Genomic DNA, 18716 nt, shown 5'->3' with positions numbered 1-18716 from the left:
TGACATTCTGTGTCAGCCTTTTTCTTTTCAGGGCAGGAATTAAATTACTTTATGCGGACCGAAGCATTCGTAGTGAATATTCGCTTCGCTGATGTTCATCGCCAGCAACTGTTTGGCCGCGAACTGCATAAAGCCGACGGGACCGCACAGGTAGAAATGCATCGCCGGATCATTCAGCTGTTCGCTGACTTTGCTCAGATCCATCAGCCCCTGATACTGAAAGTCCTCTCCCGGCAAATCATTTGCCTGTGGCTGGTTATACCAGACATGGCTCTCCAGCTGCGGCAGGTTTTTCTGCGCGCTTTTCACTTCACCGGCAAACGCATGAACCGCGCCGTTTTCAGCCGCGTGCAGCCACTGAACAGGCGCATGATGTCCGCGTTCTGCCAGCGTATTGAGCATACCTAACATCGGCGTCTGACCGACACCGGCAGAAATCAGCGCGACCGGCGTGGTATCGCTGATATCCATAAAGAAATCGCCGTGCGGGGCGGCCAGATGAATGATGTCGCCCGGCTGCGCAAAGTGATGCAGGAAGTTTGATACCGCGCCCTGGCCTTCGCGTTTAACGGCAATGCGGTAGGTTTTACCGTTCGGTGCCTGCGTCAGGGAATACTGACGGATTTCCTGATTTTCCAGCGAGGCATCGCGGATATACACCGCCAGATATTGTCCCGGCTGGAAATCCACCACCGGCAATCCATCGACAGGTTCCAGCAGGAAAGAGGTGATCAGTTCACTTTGCGGTTGTTTTTCGGCGATGCGGAATTCACGCGTACCGCGCCAGCCACCGGTTTTTTCTGCGCTGTCCTGATAAATCTCTGCTTCACGGTTGATAAACACATTCGCCAGCACGCCGTAGGCTTTGCCCCACGCATCCAGCACTTCCTGACCCGGGCTTAACATTTCATCCAGCGTTGCCAGCAGGTGTTCGCCGACAATGTTGTATTGATCCGGCTGAATGGTAAAGCTGGTGTGCTTTTGCGCGATGCGCTCCACCGCAGGTAATAATGCCGCCAGATTTTCGATATTGGCGGCGTAAGCACAGATGGCATCAAACAGCGCCTGACGCTGATCGCCGTTGCGCTGGTTGCTCATATTGAAAATGTCTTTGAGCTCGGGATTGTGCTCGAACATGCGGTCATAGAAGTGCGCGGTCAGTTTCGGACCGGTCGCTGCAAGCAAAGGAATAGTGGATTTAACGGTAGCGATAGTGGCTGAATCAAGCATAGTGAACTCCGTGTCTTTGTCGATTTCATTAAACATGTATTTTAAATGCATCTTATATAAACCCACAATTTCTGTAAACCCCCCTAAAGGGGTAAGGGCTTTTTAAGGTGAAGGGTGTGATGGAGCAGTGCGATGGGGGCTGAGTCACAAAGCTGAAATTTGTACATGTTCAGATGAATATTTATCCCTTGATTACGGGCAGAGGTTCGCAGATCAAAGCCTTGCTGTATCTGGAGCCAATCGTTTGCCTAAAAACCTCAAACTGACCCTATCCGAAGGGCGCTTAAACATTTACACTGTTGCGCAGAACCCGGAAGGGGCTTTTATTTTTAGTTTGTTGAGTCAGGAGATGCGGATGTTAAAGCGTGAAATGAACATTGCCGATTATGATGCTGAGCTGTGGGCAGCAATGGAAAAAGAAGTTGTTCGTCAGGAAGAACATATCGAGCTGATTGCGTCAGAAAACTATACCAGCCCGCGCGTTATGCAGGCTCAGGGTTCGCAGCTGACCAACAAATATGCCGAAGGCTACCCGGGCAAACGTTACTACGGTGGTTGTGAGTACGTCGACATCGTTGAACAACTGGCTATCGACCGTGCAAAAGAATTGTTCGGTGCAGATTTCGCTAACGTTCAGCCACACTCCGGCTCACAGGCGAACTTCGCGGTTTACACCGCACTGCTGCAACCAGGCGACACCATTCTGGGGATGAACCTCGGCCATGGCGGTCACCTGACGCACGGTTCACCGGTTAACCTGTCCGGTAAACTGTACAACGTGGTGCCTTACGGTATCGACGAAAGCGGCGACATCGATTATGACGACGTAAAACGTCAGGCCGAAGCGCACAAACCAAAAATGATCATCGGCGGTTTCTCCGCGTTCTCCGGTATCGTTGACTGGGCAAAAATGCGTGAAATCGCCGACAGCGTTGGTGCTTACTTCTTCGTCGACATGGCACACGTTGCCGGTCTGATTGCTGCGGGCGTTTACCCGAACCCGGTTCCGCACGCGCACATCGTGACCACCACCACGCACAAAACGCTGGCTGGCCCACGCGGTGGTCTGATTCTGGCGAAAGGCGGTGATGAAGAGTTCTACAAAAAACTGAACTCCGCTGTCTTCCCTGGTGGCCAGGGCGGCCCGCTGATGCACGTGATTGCCGGTAAAGCGGTAGCACTGAAAGAAGCGATGGAACCTGAGTTCAAAACCTACCAGCAGCAAGTGGCTAAAAATGCTCAGGCAATGGTCGCTGTGGTTCTGGAACGTGGCTACAAAGTGGTTTCCGGCGGTACGCACAACCACCTGTTCCTGATGGATCTGGTTGATAAAAACCTGACCGGTAAAGAAGCCGATGCCGCACTGGGCCGCGCTAACATTACTGTGAACAAAAACAGCGTGCCTAACGATCCGAAGAGCCCGTTCGTGACTTCCGGTGTACGTATCGGTACTCCGGCTATCACCCGTCGCGGCTTTAAAGAAGCTGAAGCGCGTGAACTGGCTGGCTGGATCTGCGACGTGCTGGACAACGTGAACGACGAAGGCACTATCGAACGCGTTAAACAGAAAGTTCTCGACATCTGTGCACGCTTCCCGGTTTACGCGTAATATTTGCGAAGCCGTAAAGCTGCTAAAACCCGCTCCGGCGGGTTTTTTTATGGGCATCTATCAGAATTTGTGAGCTGGCAGACATTACTGGAGTATGAAAGCGTCTGCGGATTGCTAGCGATTGTGAGCTTTGTCAAAGTATTGGCCTCACACCGGAGGATTTATGGAATTGCGTTCCACGCGCTGGCTTGCACTCAGTTATTTCACCTATTTTTTCAGTTACGGTATTTTTCTTCCCTTCTGGGGCTTATGGCTTAAAGGCGAGGGTATTTCCTCCGAAAGCATCGGCCTGTTGCTCGGCGCCGGTTTAGTCGCCCGTTTTCTTGGCACGTTAATCATTTCTCCCTCCATCAAAGACCCTTCGCATCTCATCACCGGTTTACGCATCCTCGCGTTGCTCACGCTGGCGTTTGCCGTCGGGTTCTGGTTTGGCAACGGCTGGGCGTGGCTGATGATCAACATTGCCGGTTTCAGCCTGTTCTTTGGTCCGCTGGTTCCGCTGACCGATGCGCTGGCCGGTACGCTGCAACGCCAGATCAATATGGATTACGGCAAAGTGCGCGTCTGGGGCTCGATTGCCTTTGTGATTGGCTCGGCGGTCACCGGTAAACTGGTGGAGGTCTACGGGCACAACGCGATCCTCTATACGCTGACCGCAGGCGTGGCTGCCATGTTGCTGGGAATGTTACTGCGCCCAAGCGTTAAACCGGTGGGAGAACCGCGGACCAGCGGTGCGCCGGCCATTTCGTGGAAAGCATTACTCGGCGAAAAACCGGTCTGGCGGTTCCTGTTATGCGTAACGTTATTACAGGGCGCACACGCCGCATACTACGGTTTCAGCGCGATTTACTGGCAGGATATCGGGTATTCTTCGACCACCATCGGGTATTTATGGTCGCTCGGCGTGGTCGCAGAAGTGCTGGTCTTCACTTTCAGTAAACAGCTGTTCAGCCGCTGGTCGGCGCGCAATATGTTGCTGCTATCCGCCGTGTGTGGCGTGGTGCGCTGGGGCATGATGGGCGCATTTACCGCATTGCCGTGGCTGATCGTGATTCAGATTTTGCACTGCGGTACCTTCACGGTTTGCCATCTGGCGGGGATGCGGTTTATCGCGGCGCGTCCGCGAGATCAGGTTATCCGCCTGCAATCGGTGTATTCCGCGCTGGCAATGGGCGGCGGTGTGGCGGTGATGACCATGGTGTCCGGCTTCCTGTTCGAACATCTGCACGCGGGATTGTTCTGGGTGATGGCGCTGCTGGTGGTGCCGGCGATTTTCCTGCGTCCGCAGGTCACGCCGTCAGCGCCTGAGGTGTCAGCCAGCTAGGGGGCTTCGAGCAGCGAGCGGATACGTTTTCGCTGCTCTTTGGCCAGTGGCAGTTGCGTGTGGATCACCAGCGGGTCGGCGTCGGTGCTGCGGGTGGCGTAAGGTGTGACAATCATCGCCACGCCGCTCGGGGCACCGAATTTATAGAAATCCGCCAGCGTCTGATATTTAATGTTCAGCGGCAGCAGCGTCGCCTCGCGGATTTGCTGTTCGACTGCTTCTTCCAGTTCAGGATTATCATGCGTCAGCAGCAGAATTTGTTTCTCCTGCAAGGCGTTACCCTGCATCAGCCATGCGCCGAAGGTGATCGCTACTAATCCGATTTCATCCTCTGAAAGCGTAATCAGATATTCGTGCTCAAACCCCGCCAACGCCTCACGAGTGGTGCGCACCAGTCGCGGATACATACGGTTCACTTCTTCCTGCATCAGATTGTCGATGCCAATGCCAAAATGACAGCGTTCAATCGCCGGACCCAGATGGGCGAAAAGCTGGCCGACCAGCCCTTCGTAGCTGCTGAATTTCATCCCGGCGATGTCCTGAAAACGCGCCACCATATTTTCAATTTCTAACAGCAGGCGCTGATCTTCCGTCGAACCGGAACTCTGATAACTGTGGTTTTTCAGCATCCGTAACATCAGGGTGAAAAACTCACATTCGCAGTCATCCAGCAGGCCGTTACTGAGTTCCTGTAACTGGATAAACAGTTCACGGGCGGCAGCATATTCGGGCTTTTCGCGCAGCCAGCGCCGCTGTTGTTCGGTAAAGCGTAAACCGGTCTGATCATTGTTCTGCCACAGACAGTATTGAAGACAAATCAGCATCAGCTGACGGTCATGACCGCTCAGCGGTTTGGGTAATAACGTGCCGCAGTCTTCCAGCATCATGCCCAGAAGATCGGTGCGCAGTGCCGCCTTCGGGCAGGTCTGGCCTTCGAAGGCGATGTGCAGCCAGGGGATAAAATGGCGGGAAACGAAGTCCGGTGAAATGCGTAATGTGCGGCGTAATCCCTGAAATAAACACAGCCGCTGGGCGAGCGTATCACCCTGAATGCGGCATTCTTTTTCGCTGTATTGCAGTACATCAAGCTGATGGATGCGCTGAATTTCACAGGTCACTTCTGCCAGATCGTCCCAGGTGGTGGCTAATCCGACGCCGTTAATTTCGCTGATGATCTCCAGCTGAACTGCCGTCAGCGGCGCGTACAGCATCAGCAACACGTGGCAGCGGCGTTGCGTAGCGGAAAGCGCTGGGGAGGGCTGTTTGTCTGGATTCATATCACCTGCCGGAAAGGTATCGCCTGAAATTATTAGTCAAGCATAGCAAAGCGAAAGCCCGCATTAGGGGGCGGGGATTGGGTTTTACTCCGGCTTACAACTCAGATCACAGATATTTTTGACGACCGCTTAAATGCACAGCAAAATAGTGTTACTTAGTAACAATATATGGCGCTGATATGGAAATGACGTTACACCAGGCCCGGAACCGGCCTTTCTCCCGTTACGGCAAATGGCTGGGAGTTGCGCTGTTCTGCCTGCCCGCCACGGTCATGGCGCACCCGCACAGTTTCATCGATATGCAGACGACGCTGGTGGCGAATGACACCTCGCTGACCGGGCTGAAAATGGTCTGGACGATGGACGAAATTACATCCGCAGATTTGCTGTACGACGCGCAGAACGCCAAACCCGGTTCAGATATCTGGAAAAAACTGGCGGCGGAAGTCATGGCGCGGGTGCTCAGTCAGCATTACTTCACTGACTTTTATCGCGAAGGTAAACCGGTTAAATATCTCGACTTGCCAAGCGAATATCAGCTGTCGCGTAGAGGCGATCAGGCGGTGCTGGAATTCGTGTTGCCGCTGGCGAAGCCTCAGACACTGGCCGGTAAACCGATGGAATTCTCTACCTTCGATCCTTCGTATTTTGTTGATATGACGTATAAAGATAAAACCGCACTGCATCTGCCGCCGGAACTGGAAAAACGTTGCACGCTGGCGCTGTTTACGCCCAAGCCTGATGCCTCGCTGCAAAACTACGCGCTGTCTCTCGATAAGGCTGATGCCCCGCCTGAAGATATGGATCTTGGTCAGCAATTTGCTCAGAAGGTCACGCTGGAATGTCATTAATCTCCACCCCAACGAAAACACTGTCATGGCGCGATCTGTGGCCGCTGGCGATATTTCTGTTGTTGCTGGCGGGCGGCATTTTTCTTCTCATCCATTACTGGCCGAGGATTTTGCTGAGCAGCATTATCTGGCAGCGGGAATTGCATCAGGAACTGGCCGGGCTGTTGCGGCAGGTGAAAGAAAATCCGGTGCAGTCGGGCATGACGCTGGCCGGTTTCAGCCTGATTTATGGCGTGATCCACGCCATCGGGCCGGGGCACGGTAAAATTGTCATCACCACCTATCTGGCAACCCATCCTTCGCGACTGAAAAGCAGCCTGAAACTGACGTTTGCCTCGGCGATAGTGCAGGGACTGGTGGCGATATTGCTGGTCAGCGTGGTGCTCGGTGTGCTGCAACTTTCCTCGCGTCAGCTGCATCAGAGCAGTTTCTGGATGGAGCGGGGCAGCTTCATTCTGGTGATGTTGCTCGGGTTATTGCTGTGCTGGCGGGCGCTGAAACGGGTGTGGCAGACGATAAAAAGTCTGCGTCCCGCGCCGGCAATGAAAATCCACAGCCTGTCGCCGATGGGCAGTGAAACACATGTCCACGATGAACATTGCGGCTGCGGACATCAGCATGTACCGAGCGATCAGCAACTTCAGGCGGGCGGCGATTTACGCACACAGATAGCGATTGTGCTGGCGATGGGATTACGCCCGTGCTCCGGTGCGATCATGGTGTTGCTGTTTTCCAAAGTGATCGGCGTGTACAGCTGGGGCGTGATTTCAGCCATTACGATGGCCATCGGCACCTCGCTGACCGTCTCGCTGATTGGCGTACTGGTGTTTTACAGCCGTGCGCTGGCGGTGAAACTGAGCGCAACCCGTACGCCTGCGGCCTGGCAGCGGATCACCTGGTCGTTGCTGGCGCTGACCGGTGGGATGGTAATGCTGGTGGCGGGGATAGTGCTCTACAGCACCGGCGGCGGAGATGTTTCGCCAATCACCGGCGGGCCTTTCCGGGGATAAGTTCCGGGGCGCAACCTTCATGGGATAAACAGCAGACATAAAAAAACGGACGCCCGAAAGGACGTCCGTTTTTCTTTGTATTTCTTTCTATCAATAACCGGCGAAATTAACGCTTCAGCGCTTCGCTCAGTTCATCACGCATGGTCATCAGGATACCTTTAACGACGCGTGGGTTGCCTGCAACGATGTTGCCAGACGAGAAGTGGTTATGGCCGCCAACGAAGTCAGTCACAACGCCGCCTGATTCACGAACCAGCAGTTCGCCACCGGCGAAATCCCAAGGCTTGAGGGCGATTTCGAAGAAACCGTCAACGCGGCCAGCCGCCACGTAAGCCAGATCCAGCGCAGCAGAACCGGTGCGACGGAAATCTGCACATTCGGTGAACAGTTTGCCAACCACATTCATGTAGCTGGTCGCGTGTTGTTTTGCTTTGAACGGGAAGCCGGTCGCCAGAATGGTGCCGTCGAGATCTTTCGCGTTAGTACCGCGCAGACGATAACCGTTCAGCTGTGCGCCCTGACCACGGGTTGCGGTGAACAGTTCGTTACGCATTGGATCGTAAACTACCGCGACTTCAGTGCGGCCTTTGATGCGCACGGCGATAGAAACAGCGAAGTGTGGGAAGCGTTTAACGAAGTTGGTGGTGCCATCCAGCGGGTCGATAATCCATTGTACGTCTTTGTCTTCGCCTTCCAGTTCGCCACACTCTTCACTGATGATGGTGTGTTTTGGATAGGATTTGCGAATGACATCGATAATCATGTGTTCTGCATCGCGGTCTACGTTGGTAACAAAATCGTTGGTACCTTTTTGTGTAGATTCTACAGAGTCTGGCGTTTCGTAATGTTTGGCAATCAGGTTACCGGCCTTGCGCGCAGCGCGCACGGCGATGGTGAGCATCGGATGCATGGATATCTTCCAACTAGGATGTTAAAGAACGGGAATACGGGAAACGGCGCGCAGTATAGCAGGGGTTCTGAAAATTAACTACCGTTGTGTTAGGCTGTTGTGATTTTCCGTCTGGCTAAGAGTTCCTATGCTGCCCAATATCCGCATTGTATTAGTAGAAACGTCTCACACTGGCAATATGGGCTCTACCGCCCGTGCCATGAAAACCATGGGTTTATCAAGTCTTTATCTGGTGAATCCGCTGGTAAAACCTGACTCTCAGGCTATCTCTTTGTCGGCCGGTGCCAGTGATGTCATCGGTAATGCGACAATTGTTGATACCCTCGACGAAGCGCTGGCCGGTTGTAGTCTGGTGATCGGCACCAGTGCGCGTTCCCGCACACTGCCGTGGCCGATGCTTGAACCGCGTGAATGTGGTGAGCACAGTGCGAAAGCGGCACAAACCGCGCCGGTTGCGCTGGTGTTTGGCCGCGAACGCGTCGGGCTGACTAACGAAGAACTGCAAAAATGTAACTACCACGTGTGTATTCCGGCGAACCCTGAATACAGCTCGCTGAATCTGGCGATGGCCGTGCAGATTATTGCCTATGAAGTGCGCGTTGCGCATCTGGCGTTGCTGGAAGCGGCAAAACCGCAAATCGAATACGAAGAAACGCCGTATCCGCTGGTCGACGATCTCGAACGTTTCTATCAGCATCTGGAAAAAACCTTGCTGGAAACCGGCTTTATTCGTCAGGCACATCCGGGGCAGGTGATGAGCAAATTACGCCGTCTGTTTACCCGTGCGCGACCTGAATCTCAGGAATTAAACATCCTGCGCGGTATCCTGACGTCGATTGAAAAGACAAATAGCAACAAAGAATAAGCGAAGGGATTTGATTATAAAAACAGTATTCAGTTTTTTAATCAAAAGGTTATGCGTTGTTCGTGAATGACAAAATTAGTGCGGAATGGCCGGGTTTGTAATACTTGAGTAAAACAGTAGGTTAAATAGTTGACTGTTTTACTCGGGAATGGCAGACTCGTTTGCATGTTCCGCACTATTGAATTTTTAAGTCATTTTAAACAGGTAACCATGCTATGAGACTGACATCCAAAGGCCGTTATGCCGTGACCGCTATGCTCGACGTTGCACTGCATTCACAGGAAGGACCAGTACCACTGGCTGACATTTCTGAGCGTCAGGGTATTTCCCTTTCTTACCTGGAGCAGCTTTTCTCGCGCTTACGCAAAAATGGTCTGGTTGCCAGTGTTCGCGGTCCGGGCGGTGGTTATCTGTTAGGCAAAGATTCTGGCGATATCGCGGTAGGTGCTGTGATCACAGCCGTTGACGAATCTGTCGATGCGACCCGTTGCCAGGGTAAAGAAGGCTGCCAGAATGGCGAACGTTGCCTGACTCACACGTTGTGGCGTGATCTCAGCGAGCGCATCAGCGGCTTCCTGAACAACATTACACTGGCAGAACTGGTCAACAACCAGGAAATCCTGGAAGTGGCCGACCGTCAGAACGGTGAAATCCGTCGTCAGCCGAATGGCCGACAAATGGAAACTATCAACGTCAATCTTCGAGCCTAATCCCCGTCATCCTTCGCGTCACCTCGGCGTTGGCTGCTGTCGCAAACCCCGGTCACATACTATTGTATGCTTCCGGGGATTTGCTCCGTTGCCGCCTTGATGCGACACGAATGATTTAGGGGATGCATGTGAATTTTTACGTTACTAAAAGCCCGCGGAAATGCAGATTTCCGCGGGCTTTTGCTTTTCAGGCGTCAATTCTTACCGATTAGTGCCCGCAAAGTGTCATTTCCCTTTTAAGAATCTGTGAACCCGTTTTAAACTGGTTGTCGTTTTTTTAATTCTTTCGTTCGAAGCCGAACGCGCAGTCCGGAGCTTACCTGCCATGAAATTACCTATTTATCTCGATTATTCTGCTACCACGCCGGTTGATCCGCGTGTGGCGAAAATGATGATGCAGTGTTTAACACTCGACGGTACTTTCGGTAATCCGGCCTCCCGTTCTCACCGTTTTGGCTGGCAGGCCGAAGAGGCGGTGGATGTGGCGCGCAACCAGATTGCCGAGCTGATTAATGCCGACCCGCGTGAAATTGTCTTCACCTCTGGCGCGACAGAGTCGGACAATCTGGCGATTAAAGGTGCCGCCCACGCGCAGCGTGAGAAAGGCAGACACATCATTACCAGCCAGACGGAGCACAAAGCGGTGCTGGACACCTGTGGTCAGCTGGAAACCGAAGGCTTCGACGTCACCTATTTAGCGCCTCAGGCTGACGGTTTTATCCCTCCAGCTATGATTGAAGCAGCACTGCGCCCGGACACCATTTTGGTATCCATCATGCAGGTAAATAATGAAATCGGCGTGGTGCAGGATATTGCTACAATCGGTGAGCTGTGCCGCAGTCGTGGCATTCTTTTCCATGTGGATGCAACCCAGAGCGTGGGCAAGATTGCGATTGATGTCAGTGAGCTGAAAGTGGATCTGATGTCATTTTCCGCGCATAAAATCTACGGTCCGAAAGGGATTGGCGCGCTGTATGTCAGCCGTAAACCGAAAGTGCGGATAGACGCGCAAATCCACGGCGGCGGTCATGAGCGCGGTATGCGTTCAGGTACCTTGCCGGTGCATCAGATTGTCGGTATGGGCGAAGCGTATCGTATCGCCAAAGAGGAAATGACCACGGAAGTAGCGCGTCTGAGCGCATTGCGCGATCGGTTGTGGAAAGGCATTCAGCAGCTTGATCAGGTGTTTCTCAACGGTACGCCTAAACATGCCGCGCCAAACATTCTTAACGTCAGTTTTGCCGATGTTGAAGGTGAATCCCTGATTATGGCGCTGAAAGATTTGGCGGTGTCGTCCGGTTCTGCCTGTACGTCTGCCAGCCTTGAACCTTCCTACGTTTTGCGAGCCATAGGATTAAGCGAAGAGCTGGCACATGGCTCAATCCGTTTTTCCCTCGGGCGCTGGACAACGGAAGAAGAAATTGATTATGCGATTGCGCTGGTGGTGAAATCAGTCCGCCGCCTGCGTGAGTTGCCCCCTGTTTATACGAAATGAAGTGCCACCCGCTGAACGGGTGATTTGCCTGTCATTGATAATGAATATTCATTGAAGATAAAAACAATCAGGAGTCCTGTTATGAGTTCCGAAGTAACGACCAATGAAGCGATGTCCGTCTTCCTTTCCTCTGAGCCAGCTGATGCACGCTGGGGCGAAAAGGCAACACTGAGCACGGATTCCGCCGGTATGACCATTCACCTGAAAGACGGCGAGGCGCTGACGGCTATTTCCCGCGCTGCCCGCCGCATCGACGGTCAGGGCGTTAAAAACGTCAAACTGGCGGGTGAAGGCTGGGATCTCGAAAACAGCTGGGCATTCTGGCAGGGCTTCCGTGGTCCGAAAGGCACACGCAATGTTGAATGGGCTGAACTGTCTGAAGATGACGCGAACACGCTGAAACAACGTCTGAAAATTATCGACTGGGTACGTAACACCATCAATACCCCGGCAGAAGATTTGTCTCCTGAACAACTGGCGACCCGCGCCGTTGATCTGATGTGTGAATTTGGCAACGAAAAAGTCAGCTACCGCATCACCAAAGGCGACGATCTGCGTCAGCAAAGTTACATGGGGATCCACACCGTCGGTCGTGGTTCTGACCGTCCGCCGGTCCTGCTGGCACTGGATTACAACCCGAGCGGCGACGCGGATGCCCCGGTTTATGCCTGTCTGGTCGGCAAAGGTATCACCTTCGATACCGGTGGTTACAGCCTGAAACCAAGCGCTTCCATGGATTCCATGAAAGCTGATATGGGCGGCGCAGCCACCCTGACTGGCGCACTGGCGCTGGCGGCGGCTAACGGCCTGAACAAGCGCGTAAAACTCTACCTGTGCTGCGCGGATAACATGGTCAGCGGCAACGCGCTGAAACTCGGCGATATCATCCGTTACCGTAACGGCAAAACCGTAGAAGTGATGAACACCGATGCCGAAGGCCGTCTGGTGCTGGCCGATGGCCTGATCGACGCGTCTGCGCAAAATCCTGAACTGATCATTGATGCGGCAACGCTGACGGGTGCGGCAAAAACGGCACTGGGCAACGATTATCACGCGCTGTTCAGCTTTGACGATGCACTGGCAGGTGAACTGCTGGAAAGCGCGAAAGCTGAACACGAACCGTTCTGGCGCCTGCCGCTGGAAGAGTTCCACCGTTCACATCTGCCGTCTAACTTTGCAGAGCTGAACAACATTGCCGGTCCTGCACACACTGCGGGCGCGAGCACGGCGGCGGCGTTCCTGTCTCATTTCGTCACTGAATATAAGAAAGGCTGGCTGCACATCGACTGTTCTGCGACTTATCGCAAAAGCGCAGCGGATCAGTGGTCTGCCGGTGCAACCGGTCTGGGTGTGCGTACCGTGGCTAACCTGTTGTTAGCTAAAGCGAAGTAAGTTTCAGAAAGCAATGCATACATGATGCACAACGGGGCGCTTAACGGCGCCCCGTTTTATACTACTACCGGAGTTAAGAATCATGAGTGTCCCACACGATCATCTTCCTGCTGGCGCGGCGGCTACCGACGGTGAAAACGAGCTGGAGCGTCTGCTTCGCCTGTCTGTCACCGCACCGGCATGGCGTCCGGCGTTTTATCAAACTTTGCTGGAATCCACCGTTTTTGTGCTGGGTGATGCAGGGCAGGATGACGCTGAAAAGCAGGGCAGTGTGGCGATCACCGCAGGCAGTGAACTGAATATTTTGCACTGGGAAAAGCAGGATGGCAGTTCGATCATTCCTTTCTTTTCTTCGGTTGATGTCCTGGAAAAAGCCAGTGCCGGTGAAAGCCCGGATGAACAGGCGTTTGTCGCGCTGCCTGCCCGTGTGTTGTTTGAAATGACACAAGGGGAAGAATTGTTTCTGAATCCCAAGTCGGAATACGGCAAAGAATTCACCCCAAATGAAGTCACGCTGTTGCTGAGCAATGGCGGACTGAATGCGCCGTCGGAGCTGGTGCTGGATAAAGAAAGCCAGCTGCTGATTGGTCAGCCGGAGGAATATCCTTCCGCTATGATCGACGCGCTGACCACACTGTTCACGCAGAAAAAGCCGGTGCGCCGCGCCTTTATGGCACTGATCCATGATAAAGCCGTGGACGATCAGCCGAACCTGTTAATTGGTGTTGAGGCTGACGGTGATGAGCAGGAAATCGATGCGCTGATCCGCGAGGCGGGGAATGTGGCGAGCGAAACGTCACCCGATGATCGTCCGGTGGATTTCTGTATCGTTTCCGAAAAGGAGCGCGGTATCAGCCATTATCTGATCAGCCACACGCAGCCGTTCTACCAGCGCAAGTGGGGAAGCTGGTTACGGAACATTATTCCGTCGTCCGGTCAGGCATAAAATCAGGGGGTAAAGCAGGGCAGAACGCCGTTTTGCCCTTGTTTTGTTTAAGGGAAATAGGCGGTTTAGGTTCGATAGTGAATCAATCACACATTTTTTTAATTAAATGTTGTGATTCGGGTAGGCAATCTTAACTTCGCTCCCTATAATCACCGCCATTTTACGGCAGGTATAACATTAAATTAACCGGCCCTACCTATAAAAGTCAGACAGAGGTTTTTTCATGACTATCGAACGTACTTTCTCCATCATCAAGCCAAACTCCGTAGCTAACAACGACATCGGTGCTATCTACGCACGTTTCGAACGCGCAGGTTTCACTATCATCGCGTCTAAAATGCTGAAACTGACTAAAGAACAAGCTGAAGGCTTCTACGCAGAACACAAAGGCCGTCCTTTCTTCGACGGTCTGGTTGAGTTCATGACTTCTGGCCCGATCATGGTTCAGGTTCTGGAAGGCGAAAACGCAGTTCAGCGTAACCGTGACATCATGGGCGCAACTAACCCGGACAACGCTCTGGCAGGCACCCTGCGTGCAGACTTCGCTGACAGCTTCACTGCTAATGCGGTTCACGGTTCTGACGCTGTAGAATCTGCACAACGCGAAATCGCTTATTTCTTCACCGAAAGCGAAATCTGCCCGCGTTAAGATTTTTGGGTGAGCTTTGCTGGAAGATGTGCCGCAAATTCGTAAGAATTTTGTAACAGGCGCCTACCAAACATGGCAACCGTGCCCTAAAATTTGTACAATGTTGCGCCCCGAATGAGCCAGCCTCTTCGGGGCGCAATTTATTTGCAGGCCATCTGTTTGTACTGATTGCACTATATGTAAAAGATATATGTAAAGGATACATCCGGCTCTGCACTTCCAATACGCCATAACGTGTAACAACGAGGCCATTTTTTCATGTCAGAATTCAACACGCCCGAGCAAACCTTGTCTGAGACTACCCAAGCTTCCGCAGAAGCCGTCGCCGTTGTCGCGCCTGCTGCCGCAAAAATTAACCTTCTTGACCTTAACCGCAAACAAATGCGTGAGTTCTTCATCAACATGGGCGAAAAACCGTTCCGTGCTGATCAGGTCATGAAGTGGATGTACCACTACTGCAGCGATGATTTCGAGCAAATGACCGATATCAACAAAGTGCTGCGTGAAAAGCTGGCCCGCGTTGCCGAAATTCGTGCACCGGAAGTCGCTTCAGAACAACGTTCCACTGACGGCACCATCAAATGGGCCATTCAGGTAGGCGGACAACTGGTCGAAACCGTGTATATCCCGGACGGCGACCGTGCGACGCTTTGTGTTTCTTCTCAGGTTGGTTGTGCGCTGGAATGTACTTTCTGTTCCACGGCGCAACAGGGCTTTAACCGTAACCTGCGCGTGTCCGAAATTATCGGTCAGGTGTGGCGTGCGGCAAAAATTATCGGTGCCGCGAAAGTGGCCGGTACGCGTCCTATCACCAACGTGGTGATGATGGGCATGGGCGAACCTCTGCTGAACCTGAATAACGTGGTTCCGGCGATGGAAATCATGCTCGACGATTTCGGTTTTGGCCTGTCAAAACGTCGCGTAACGCTTTCCACATCAGGCGTCGTGCCTGCGCTGGATAAACTGGGCGATATGATTGACGTCGCACTGGCGATTTCCCTGCACGCGCCGAACGACACCATTCGTGACGAAATCGTGCCGATTAACCGCAAATACAATATCGATACCTTCCTGGCAGCGGTTGAGCGCTATATTGGCAAATCTAACGCCAACCAGGGGCGCGTCACCATCGAGTACGTTATGCTGGATCACATCAATGATGGCACCGAGCATGCGCACGAACTGGCAGAGCGTCTGAAAAACACGCCATGCAAGATTAACCTGATCCCATGGAACCCGTTCCCGGGCGCGCCGTATGGCCGCAGCTCCAACAGCCGTATCGATCGTTTCTCTAAAGTGCTGATGGATTATGGCTTTACAGTTATCGTGCGCAAAACACGTGGCGATGACATTGATGCCGCGTGTGGTCAGCTGGCCGGTGATGTTATCGACCGTACCAAACGTACATTGAAGAAAAAAATGGCAGGCGAGCAACAGATTTCCGTAAAAGCCGTCTGATCCCAATGGGCTTCGCCACGGTATTCCGTCGAAGCCCGCTGTTTTATTGTCGCTGGCAGGGTAAAGGGAATTAAGCATGACAATGAAGGGCAGTGTGAAAATGTTGATAGCTGCAGGCATGTCGGTGGCTTTGCTGGCAGGCTGTTCCAGTTCACCCAAGGAGTCGCAACCGGCCAGTGGCGCAGCACAAACGCGCCTGGAGTTGGGTATGGCTTACCTGAATCAGGGGAACATGGACGCGGCAAAACAGAATTTGCAGAAAGCCGTTGACGGTGCGCCGCAGGATTATCGGACGCAGCTGGGCATGGCGCTTTACGAGCAAAAAAACGGCAATCAGAAAGCCGCAGAAAGCCGCTACCAGCAAGCGCTGAAGCTGGCGCCGCAAAATGGGACGGTGTTAAATAATTACGGTGCGTTTTTGTGTAGTTTAGGGCAGTATGTACCGGCACAACAGCAGTTTAGCGCCGCAGCTAATGCGCCTGATTACGGTCAGGTTGCTGACAGTCTGGAAAATGCAGGCTACTGTTTTCTGAAGGCCAATCAGAATGAGGAAGCGCGAGTGTTACTGAGCCGGGCATTGAAAGTTGATCCCGATAAAGGCGCACCCTTGCTGACTGAGGCAACCAAAGAATTTGGGGAAGGGAACCGCGCTCAGGCGAAACTTTTACTGGATGTATATCAACATGTTCTGCCAGCCACCGCTGAGAGTCTCATGTTGCAAATTCGATTCGCTGCGTTAGCGGGCAATCCGGATAGCGTTCAACGCTACGGTAAGCAACTTGCGCGTAGTTATCCACAATCTAAACAGTACCAGCAGTTCTTAGCCAATGAATACTGAAGCCCCTCAAGAAAATAATGCAAAACTGACAACAGGCGAACGTCTGCGTCAGGCTCGTGAACAGTTAGGTCTTAGTCATCAGGCCGTTGCAGAACGCCTGTGTCTGAAAGTCTCGACTATTCGCCAAATTGAAGAAGAAACGACGCCGGCCGATCTTGCGCCGACTTTCCTGCGTGGTTATCTCCGTTCTTATGCCAAGCTGGTTCATGTACCTGAAGAAGAATTATTAGGTCTGATCGGTAAACAAGCGCCGATCAAAGTGCCTAAAGTGGCGTCAATGCAAGGGTTCTCTCTCGGTAAGTCTCGCAAAAAACGCGATGGCTGGCTGATGGGCTTTACCTGGCTGGTGGTGTTTGTCGTGATTGGCCTGACGGGTGCGTGGTGGTGGCAAAATCATCAGGCGCAGCAGCAGGAAATCGCCACCATGGCCGATCAGTCATCGGCACAGCTGAATCAGGATAACGGCCAGGGGCAGACCATTCCTCTGGGCGATAACGCAAATTCTGCACCGACCACAGACGATACGGCTTCTGAGCCAGCGACTGCTGCAAATGCACCGCAAGCACAGAACAGCATTCCGTTGAACACAGCACCGGCGGCGACCGCCAACAGTGCGCCAGCGACGACGACTGCGCCAGCTGAACAGGCACCTGCTGCCGTTTCTACCAGCCAGCCAGCAGCCACCGCTGAAAACGGTCTGCCAACCGGTGATGCACAAACTGCTGCGGCAGCGGGTGCGGATCCACAAGCGGTCACTTTTACCTTTAAAGCTGACTGCTGGTTCCAGATTGATGACGCGTCAGGCAAAACCCTGTTCAGCGGCATGAAGAAAGGCGGTGAAACCTTCAGCGTGAAGGGCACTGCACCGTATAAACTGAAAATCGGTGCGCCGGGTGCAGTAGATATCCAGTTCCAGGGCAAACCGGTTGATTTAAGTCGTTTTGTAAAATCAAGCCGTGTTGCGCGCCTGACCTTAGCTGCCGAGTAATCGGCAGTTTGTCAGACGATTGCAACGATGGAGAGTGAAGTAATGCATAACCAGTCACCCATTACCCGTCGCAAATCAACCCGGATTTATGTCGGCAAGGTGCCTGTAGGTGACGGAGCACCGATTGCAGTGCAATCGATGACCAACACCCGCACCACAGATGTCGCGGCGACTGTCGCACAGATCAAATCACTGGAACGCGTGGGTGTCGATATTGTTCGCGTTTCTGTGCCTACGATGGATGCAGCAGAAGCATTCAAACTTATCAAACAGCAGGTTAATGTCCCGCTGGTCGCTGATATTCATTTCGATTACCGCATCGCCCTGCAGGTTGCAGAATATGGTGTAGATTGCCTGCGTATTAACCCGGGTAACATTGGTAACGAATCCCGCATCCGCTCTGTGGTGGATTGCGCGCGCGACAAAAATATTCCTATCCGTATCGGTGTGAACGGCGGCTCTCTGGAAAAAGACATCCAGGAAAAGTACGGCGAACCTACGCCGCAGGCGCTGCTGGAATCGGCGATGCGTCATGTCGATATTCTCGACCGTCTCAACTTTGACCAGTTTAAAGTCAGCGTTAAAGCGTCTGACGTATTCCTGGCCGTTGAGTCATACCGTTTGCTGGCCAAACAGATTGTTCAGCCATTGCATCTGGGGATTACGGAAGCGGGTGGCCTGCGTGCAGGTTCCGTTAAATCGGCGATTGGCTTAGGGTTGCTGCTGTCTGAAGGCATCGGCGACACGCTGCGTATTTCGCTGGCGGCTGATCCGATTGAAGAAGTTAAGGTCGGCTTTGATATCCTCAAATCCCTGCGTATCCGTTCCCGTGGTATCAACTTTATTGCCTGCCCGACCTGTTCGCGTCAGGAGTTTGATGTCATCGGCACCGTTAATGCGCTGGAGCAACGTCTGGAAGATATCATCACGCCAATGGACGTTTCGATTATCGGCTGTGTGGTTAACGGTCCGGGCGAAGCGCTGGTTTCCACTATGGGCGTGACCGGCGGTCATAACAAAAGCGGTTTCTACGAAGACGGTGTTCGTCAGAGAGAGCGCTTTGACAACAACGACATGATCGACCAGTTAGAAGCTAAAATTCGCGCCAAAGCAGCGCTGATGGATGAGAGTAAACGTATCGTTATCAATCATCTTGAAAAGTAA

General features: G+C 52.9%; 17 protein-coding genes. 14 read left to right on the top strand and 3 right to left on the bottom strand.

The window, feature by feature from the left end; genetic code table 11:
- Positions 1-39: 39 nt before the first annotated feature.
- On the bottom strand, positions 40-1281 hold the full coding sequence (gene hmpA, locus ACM615_RS04020; RefSeq protein ID WP_198659709.1) for an NO-inducible flavohemoprotein: 1242 nt from the start codon (positions 1279-1281) through the stop codon (positions 40-42).
- 304 nt (positions 1282-1585) lie between these two features.
- Between hmpA and glyA the strand changes: the two genes are divergently transcribed.
- Entirely contained in the window at positions 1586-2839 is a 1254-nt protein-coding gene (gene glyA, locus ACM615_RS04015; RefSeq protein WP_113875968.1) for a serine hydroxymethyltransferase, read from the top strand.
- A 163-nt stretch (positions 2840-3002) separates the two neighbouring features.
- A complete protein-coding gene (locus ACM615_RS04010) occupies positions 3003-4163 on the top strand; it encodes a 3-phenylpropionate MFS transporter (protein WP_129639133.1) in 1161 nt (386 codons plus the stop codon).
- On the opposite strand, the gene csiE is transcribed toward ACM615_RS04010, so the two are convergent.
- The gene (csiE, locus tag ACM615_RS04005) at positions 4160-5440 is read right to left on the bottom strand and encodes a stationary phase inducible protein CsiE (protein ID WP_431011476.1); all 1281 of its coding nucleotides are present in this window, start codon (positions 5438-5440) and stop codon (positions 4160-4162) included. The two genes, ACM615_RS04010 and csiE, sit on opposite strands and share 4 nt — an antisense overlap.
- Before the next feature lie 185 nt (positions 5441-5625).
- Between csiE and ACM615_RS04000 the strand changes: the two genes are divergently transcribed.
- Together ACM615_RS04000 and ACM615_RS03995 are read left to right on the top strand one after the other, a co-directional pair.
- The gene (locus ACM615_RS04000) at positions 5626-6291 is read left to right on the top strand and encodes a DUF1007 family protein (protein WP_374756910.1); all 666 of its coding nucleotides are present in this window, start codon (positions 5626-5628) and stop codon (positions 6289-6291) included.
- The gene (locus tag ACM615_RS03995; RefSeq protein WP_431011475.1) at positions 6282-7301 is read left to right on the top strand and encodes a nickel/cobalt transporter; all 1020 of its coding nucleotides are present in this window, start codon (positions 6282-6284) and stop codon (positions 7299-7301) included. Before ACM615_RS04000 ends, ACM615_RS03995 begins: the two co-directional genes overlap by 10 nt.
- Before the next feature lie 106 nt (positions 7302-7407).
- Here the strand turns inward: ACM615_RS03995 and suhB are convergent, their stop codons facing one another.
- Positions 7408-8211 carry an inositol-1-monophosphatase gene (gene suhB, locus ACM615_RS03990; protein ID WP_112288934.1) on the bottom strand — a complete coding sequence of 268 codons (804 nt, stop codon included), beginning with the start codon at positions 8209-8211 and terminating at the stop codon, positions 7408-7410.
- Between the two features lie 127 nt (positions 8212-8338).
- On the opposite strand from suhB, the gene trmJ reads away from it, so the two are divergent.
- The 10 genes from trmJ (at position 8339) to ispG (ending at position 18716) form a co-directional block, all read left to right on the top strand.
- Positions 8339-9076: a tRNA (cytosine(32)/uridine(32)-2'-O)-methyltransferase TrmJ gene (gene trmJ, locus ACM615_RS03985; protein WP_112288933.1), complete on the top strand. Its 738-nt coding sequence runs from the start codon at positions 8339-8341 to the stop codon at positions 9074-9076.
- A 215-nt stretch (positions 9077-9291) separates the two neighbouring features.
- A complete protein-coding gene (gene iscR / locus ACM615_RS03980; protein ID WP_101076364.1) occupies positions 9292-9786 on the top strand; it encodes a Fe-S cluster assembly transcriptional regulator IscR in 495 nt (164 codons plus the stop codon).
- Between the two features lie 325 nt (positions 9787-10111).
- Entirely contained in the window at positions 10112-11281 is a 1170-nt protein-coding gene (locus ACM615_RS03975) for an IscS subfamily cysteine desulfurase (protein WP_431011474.1), read from the top strand.
- An 81-nt stretch (positions 11282-11362) separates the two neighbouring features.
- Positions 11363-12673: an aminopeptidase PepB gene (gene pepB / locus ACM615_RS03970; RefSeq protein WP_165353151.1), complete on the top strand. Its 1311-nt coding sequence runs from the start codon at positions 11363-11365 to the stop codon at positions 12671-12673.
- Between the two features lie 82 nt (positions 12674-12755).
- Entirely contained in the window at positions 12756-13619 is an 864-nt protein-coding gene (gene sseB, locus ACM615_RS03965; protein WP_113875976.1) for an enhanced serine sensitivity protein SseB, read from the top strand.
- 223 nt (positions 13620-13842) lie between these two features.
- Positions 13843-14268 carry a nucleoside-diphosphate kinase gene (gene ndk, locus ACM615_RS03960; RefSeq protein WP_013574367.1) on the top strand — a complete coding sequence of 142 codons (426 nt, stop codon included), beginning with the start codon at positions 13843-13845 and terminating at the stop codon, positions 14266-14268.
- Between the two features lie 258 nt (positions 14269-14526).
- Entirely contained in the window at positions 14527-15726 is a 1200-nt protein-coding gene (locus ACM615_RS03955) for a bifunctional tRNA (adenosine(37)-C2)-methyltransferase TrmG/ribosomal RNA large subunit methyltransferase RlmN (RefSeq protein WP_255563945.1), read from the top strand.
- Between the two features lie 100 nt (positions 15727-15826).
- Complete coding sequence (gene pilW, locus ACM615_RS03950; RefSeq protein WP_181955543.1) at positions 15827-16564, top strand: type IV pilus biogenesis/stability protein PilW; 738 nt, start codon at positions 15827-15829, stop codon at positions 16562-16564.
- A complete protein-coding gene (rodZ, locus tag ACM615_RS03945) occupies positions 16554-17552 on the top strand; it encodes a cytoskeleton protein RodZ (protein ID WP_113875977.1) in 999 nt (332 codons plus the stop codon). Before pilW ends, rodZ begins: the two co-directional genes overlap by 11 nt.
- A gap of 42 nt (positions 17553-17594) precedes the next feature.
- Positions 17595-18716: a flavodoxin-dependent (E)-4-hydroxy-3-methylbut-2-enyl-diphosphate synthase gene (ispG, locus tag ACM615_RS03940; RefSeq protein ID WP_112288928.1), complete on the top strand. Its 1122-nt coding sequence runs from the start codon at positions 17595-17597 to the stop codon at positions 18714-18716.

Source organism: Rahnella sp. PAMC25617 (genome assembly GCF_050606005.1).
Lineage (GTDB): Bacteria > Pseudomonadota > Gammaproteobacteria > Enterobacterales > Enterobacteriaceae > Rahnella > Rahnella variigena.
The sequence above is the reverse complement of the archived record's forward strand: the minus strand, read 5'-3'. Positions and strand labels throughout refer to the sequence as shown.

Excerpts from the sequence above, each read along its gene's own strand:
- hmpA (WP_198659709.1), bottom strand. The coding sequence starts at position 1,281 with ATGCATTTAAAATACATGTTTAATGAAATCGACAAAGACACGGAGTTC.
- glyA (WP_113875968.1), top strand. The coding sequence starts at position 1,586 with ATGTTAAAGCGTGAAATGAACATTGCCGATTATGATGCTGAGCTGTGG.
- ACM615_RS04010 (WP_129639133.1), top strand. The coding sequence starts at position 3,003 with ATGGAATTGCGTTCCACGCGCTGGCTTGCACTCAGTTATTTCACCTAT.
- csiE (WP_431011476.1), bottom strand. The coding sequence starts at position 5,440 with ATGAATCCAGACAAACAGCCCTCCCCAGCGCTTTCCGCTACGCAACGC.
- ACM615_RS04000 (WP_374756910.1), top strand. The coding sequence starts at position 5,626 with ATGACGTTACACCAGGCCCGGAACCGGCCTTTCTCCCGTTACGGCAAA.
- ACM615_RS03995 (WP_431011475.1), top strand. The coding sequence starts at position 6,282 with ATGTCATTAATCTCCACCCCAACGAAAACACTGTCATGGCGCGATCTG.
- suhB (WP_112288934.1), bottom strand. The coding sequence starts at position 8,211 with ATGCATCCGATGCTCACCATCGCCGTGCGCGCTGCGCGCAAGGCCGGT.
- trmJ (WP_112288933.1), top strand. The coding sequence starts at position 8,339 with ATGCTGCCCAATATCCGCATTGTATTAGTAGAAACGTCTCACACTGGC.
- iscR (WP_101076364.1), top strand. The coding sequence starts at position 9,292 with ATGAGACTGACATCCAAAGGCCGTTATGCCGTGACCGCTATGCTCGAC.
- ACM615_RS03975 (WP_431011474.1), top strand. The coding sequence starts at position 10,112 with ATGAAATTACCTATTTATCTCGATTATTCTGCTACCACGCCGGTTGAT.
- pepB (WP_165353151.1), top strand. The coding sequence starts at position 11,363 with ATGAGTTCCGAAGTAACGACCAATGAAGCGATGTCCGTCTTCCTTTCC.
- sseB (WP_113875976.1), top strand. The coding sequence starts at position 12,756 with ATGAGTGTCCCACACGATCATCTTCCTGCTGGCGCGGCGGCTACCGAC.
- ndk (WP_013574367.1), top strand. The coding sequence starts at position 13,843 with ATGACTATCGAACGTACTTTCTCCATCATCAAGCCAAACTCCGTAGCT.
- ACM615_RS03955 (WP_255563945.1), top strand. The coding sequence starts at position 14,527 with ATGTCAGAATTCAACACGCCCGAGCAAACCTTGTCTGAGACTACCCAA.
- pilW (WP_181955543.1), top strand. The coding sequence starts at position 15,827 with ATGTTGATAGCTGCAGGCATGTCGGTGGCTTTGCTGGCAGGCTGTTCC.
- rodZ (WP_113875977.1), top strand. The coding sequence starts at position 16,554 with ATGAATACTGAAGCCCCTCAAGAAAATAATGCAAAACTGACAACAGGC.
- ispG (WP_112288928.1), top strand. The coding sequence starts at position 17,595 with ATGCATAACCAGTCACCCATTACCCGTCGCAAATCAACCCGGATTTAT.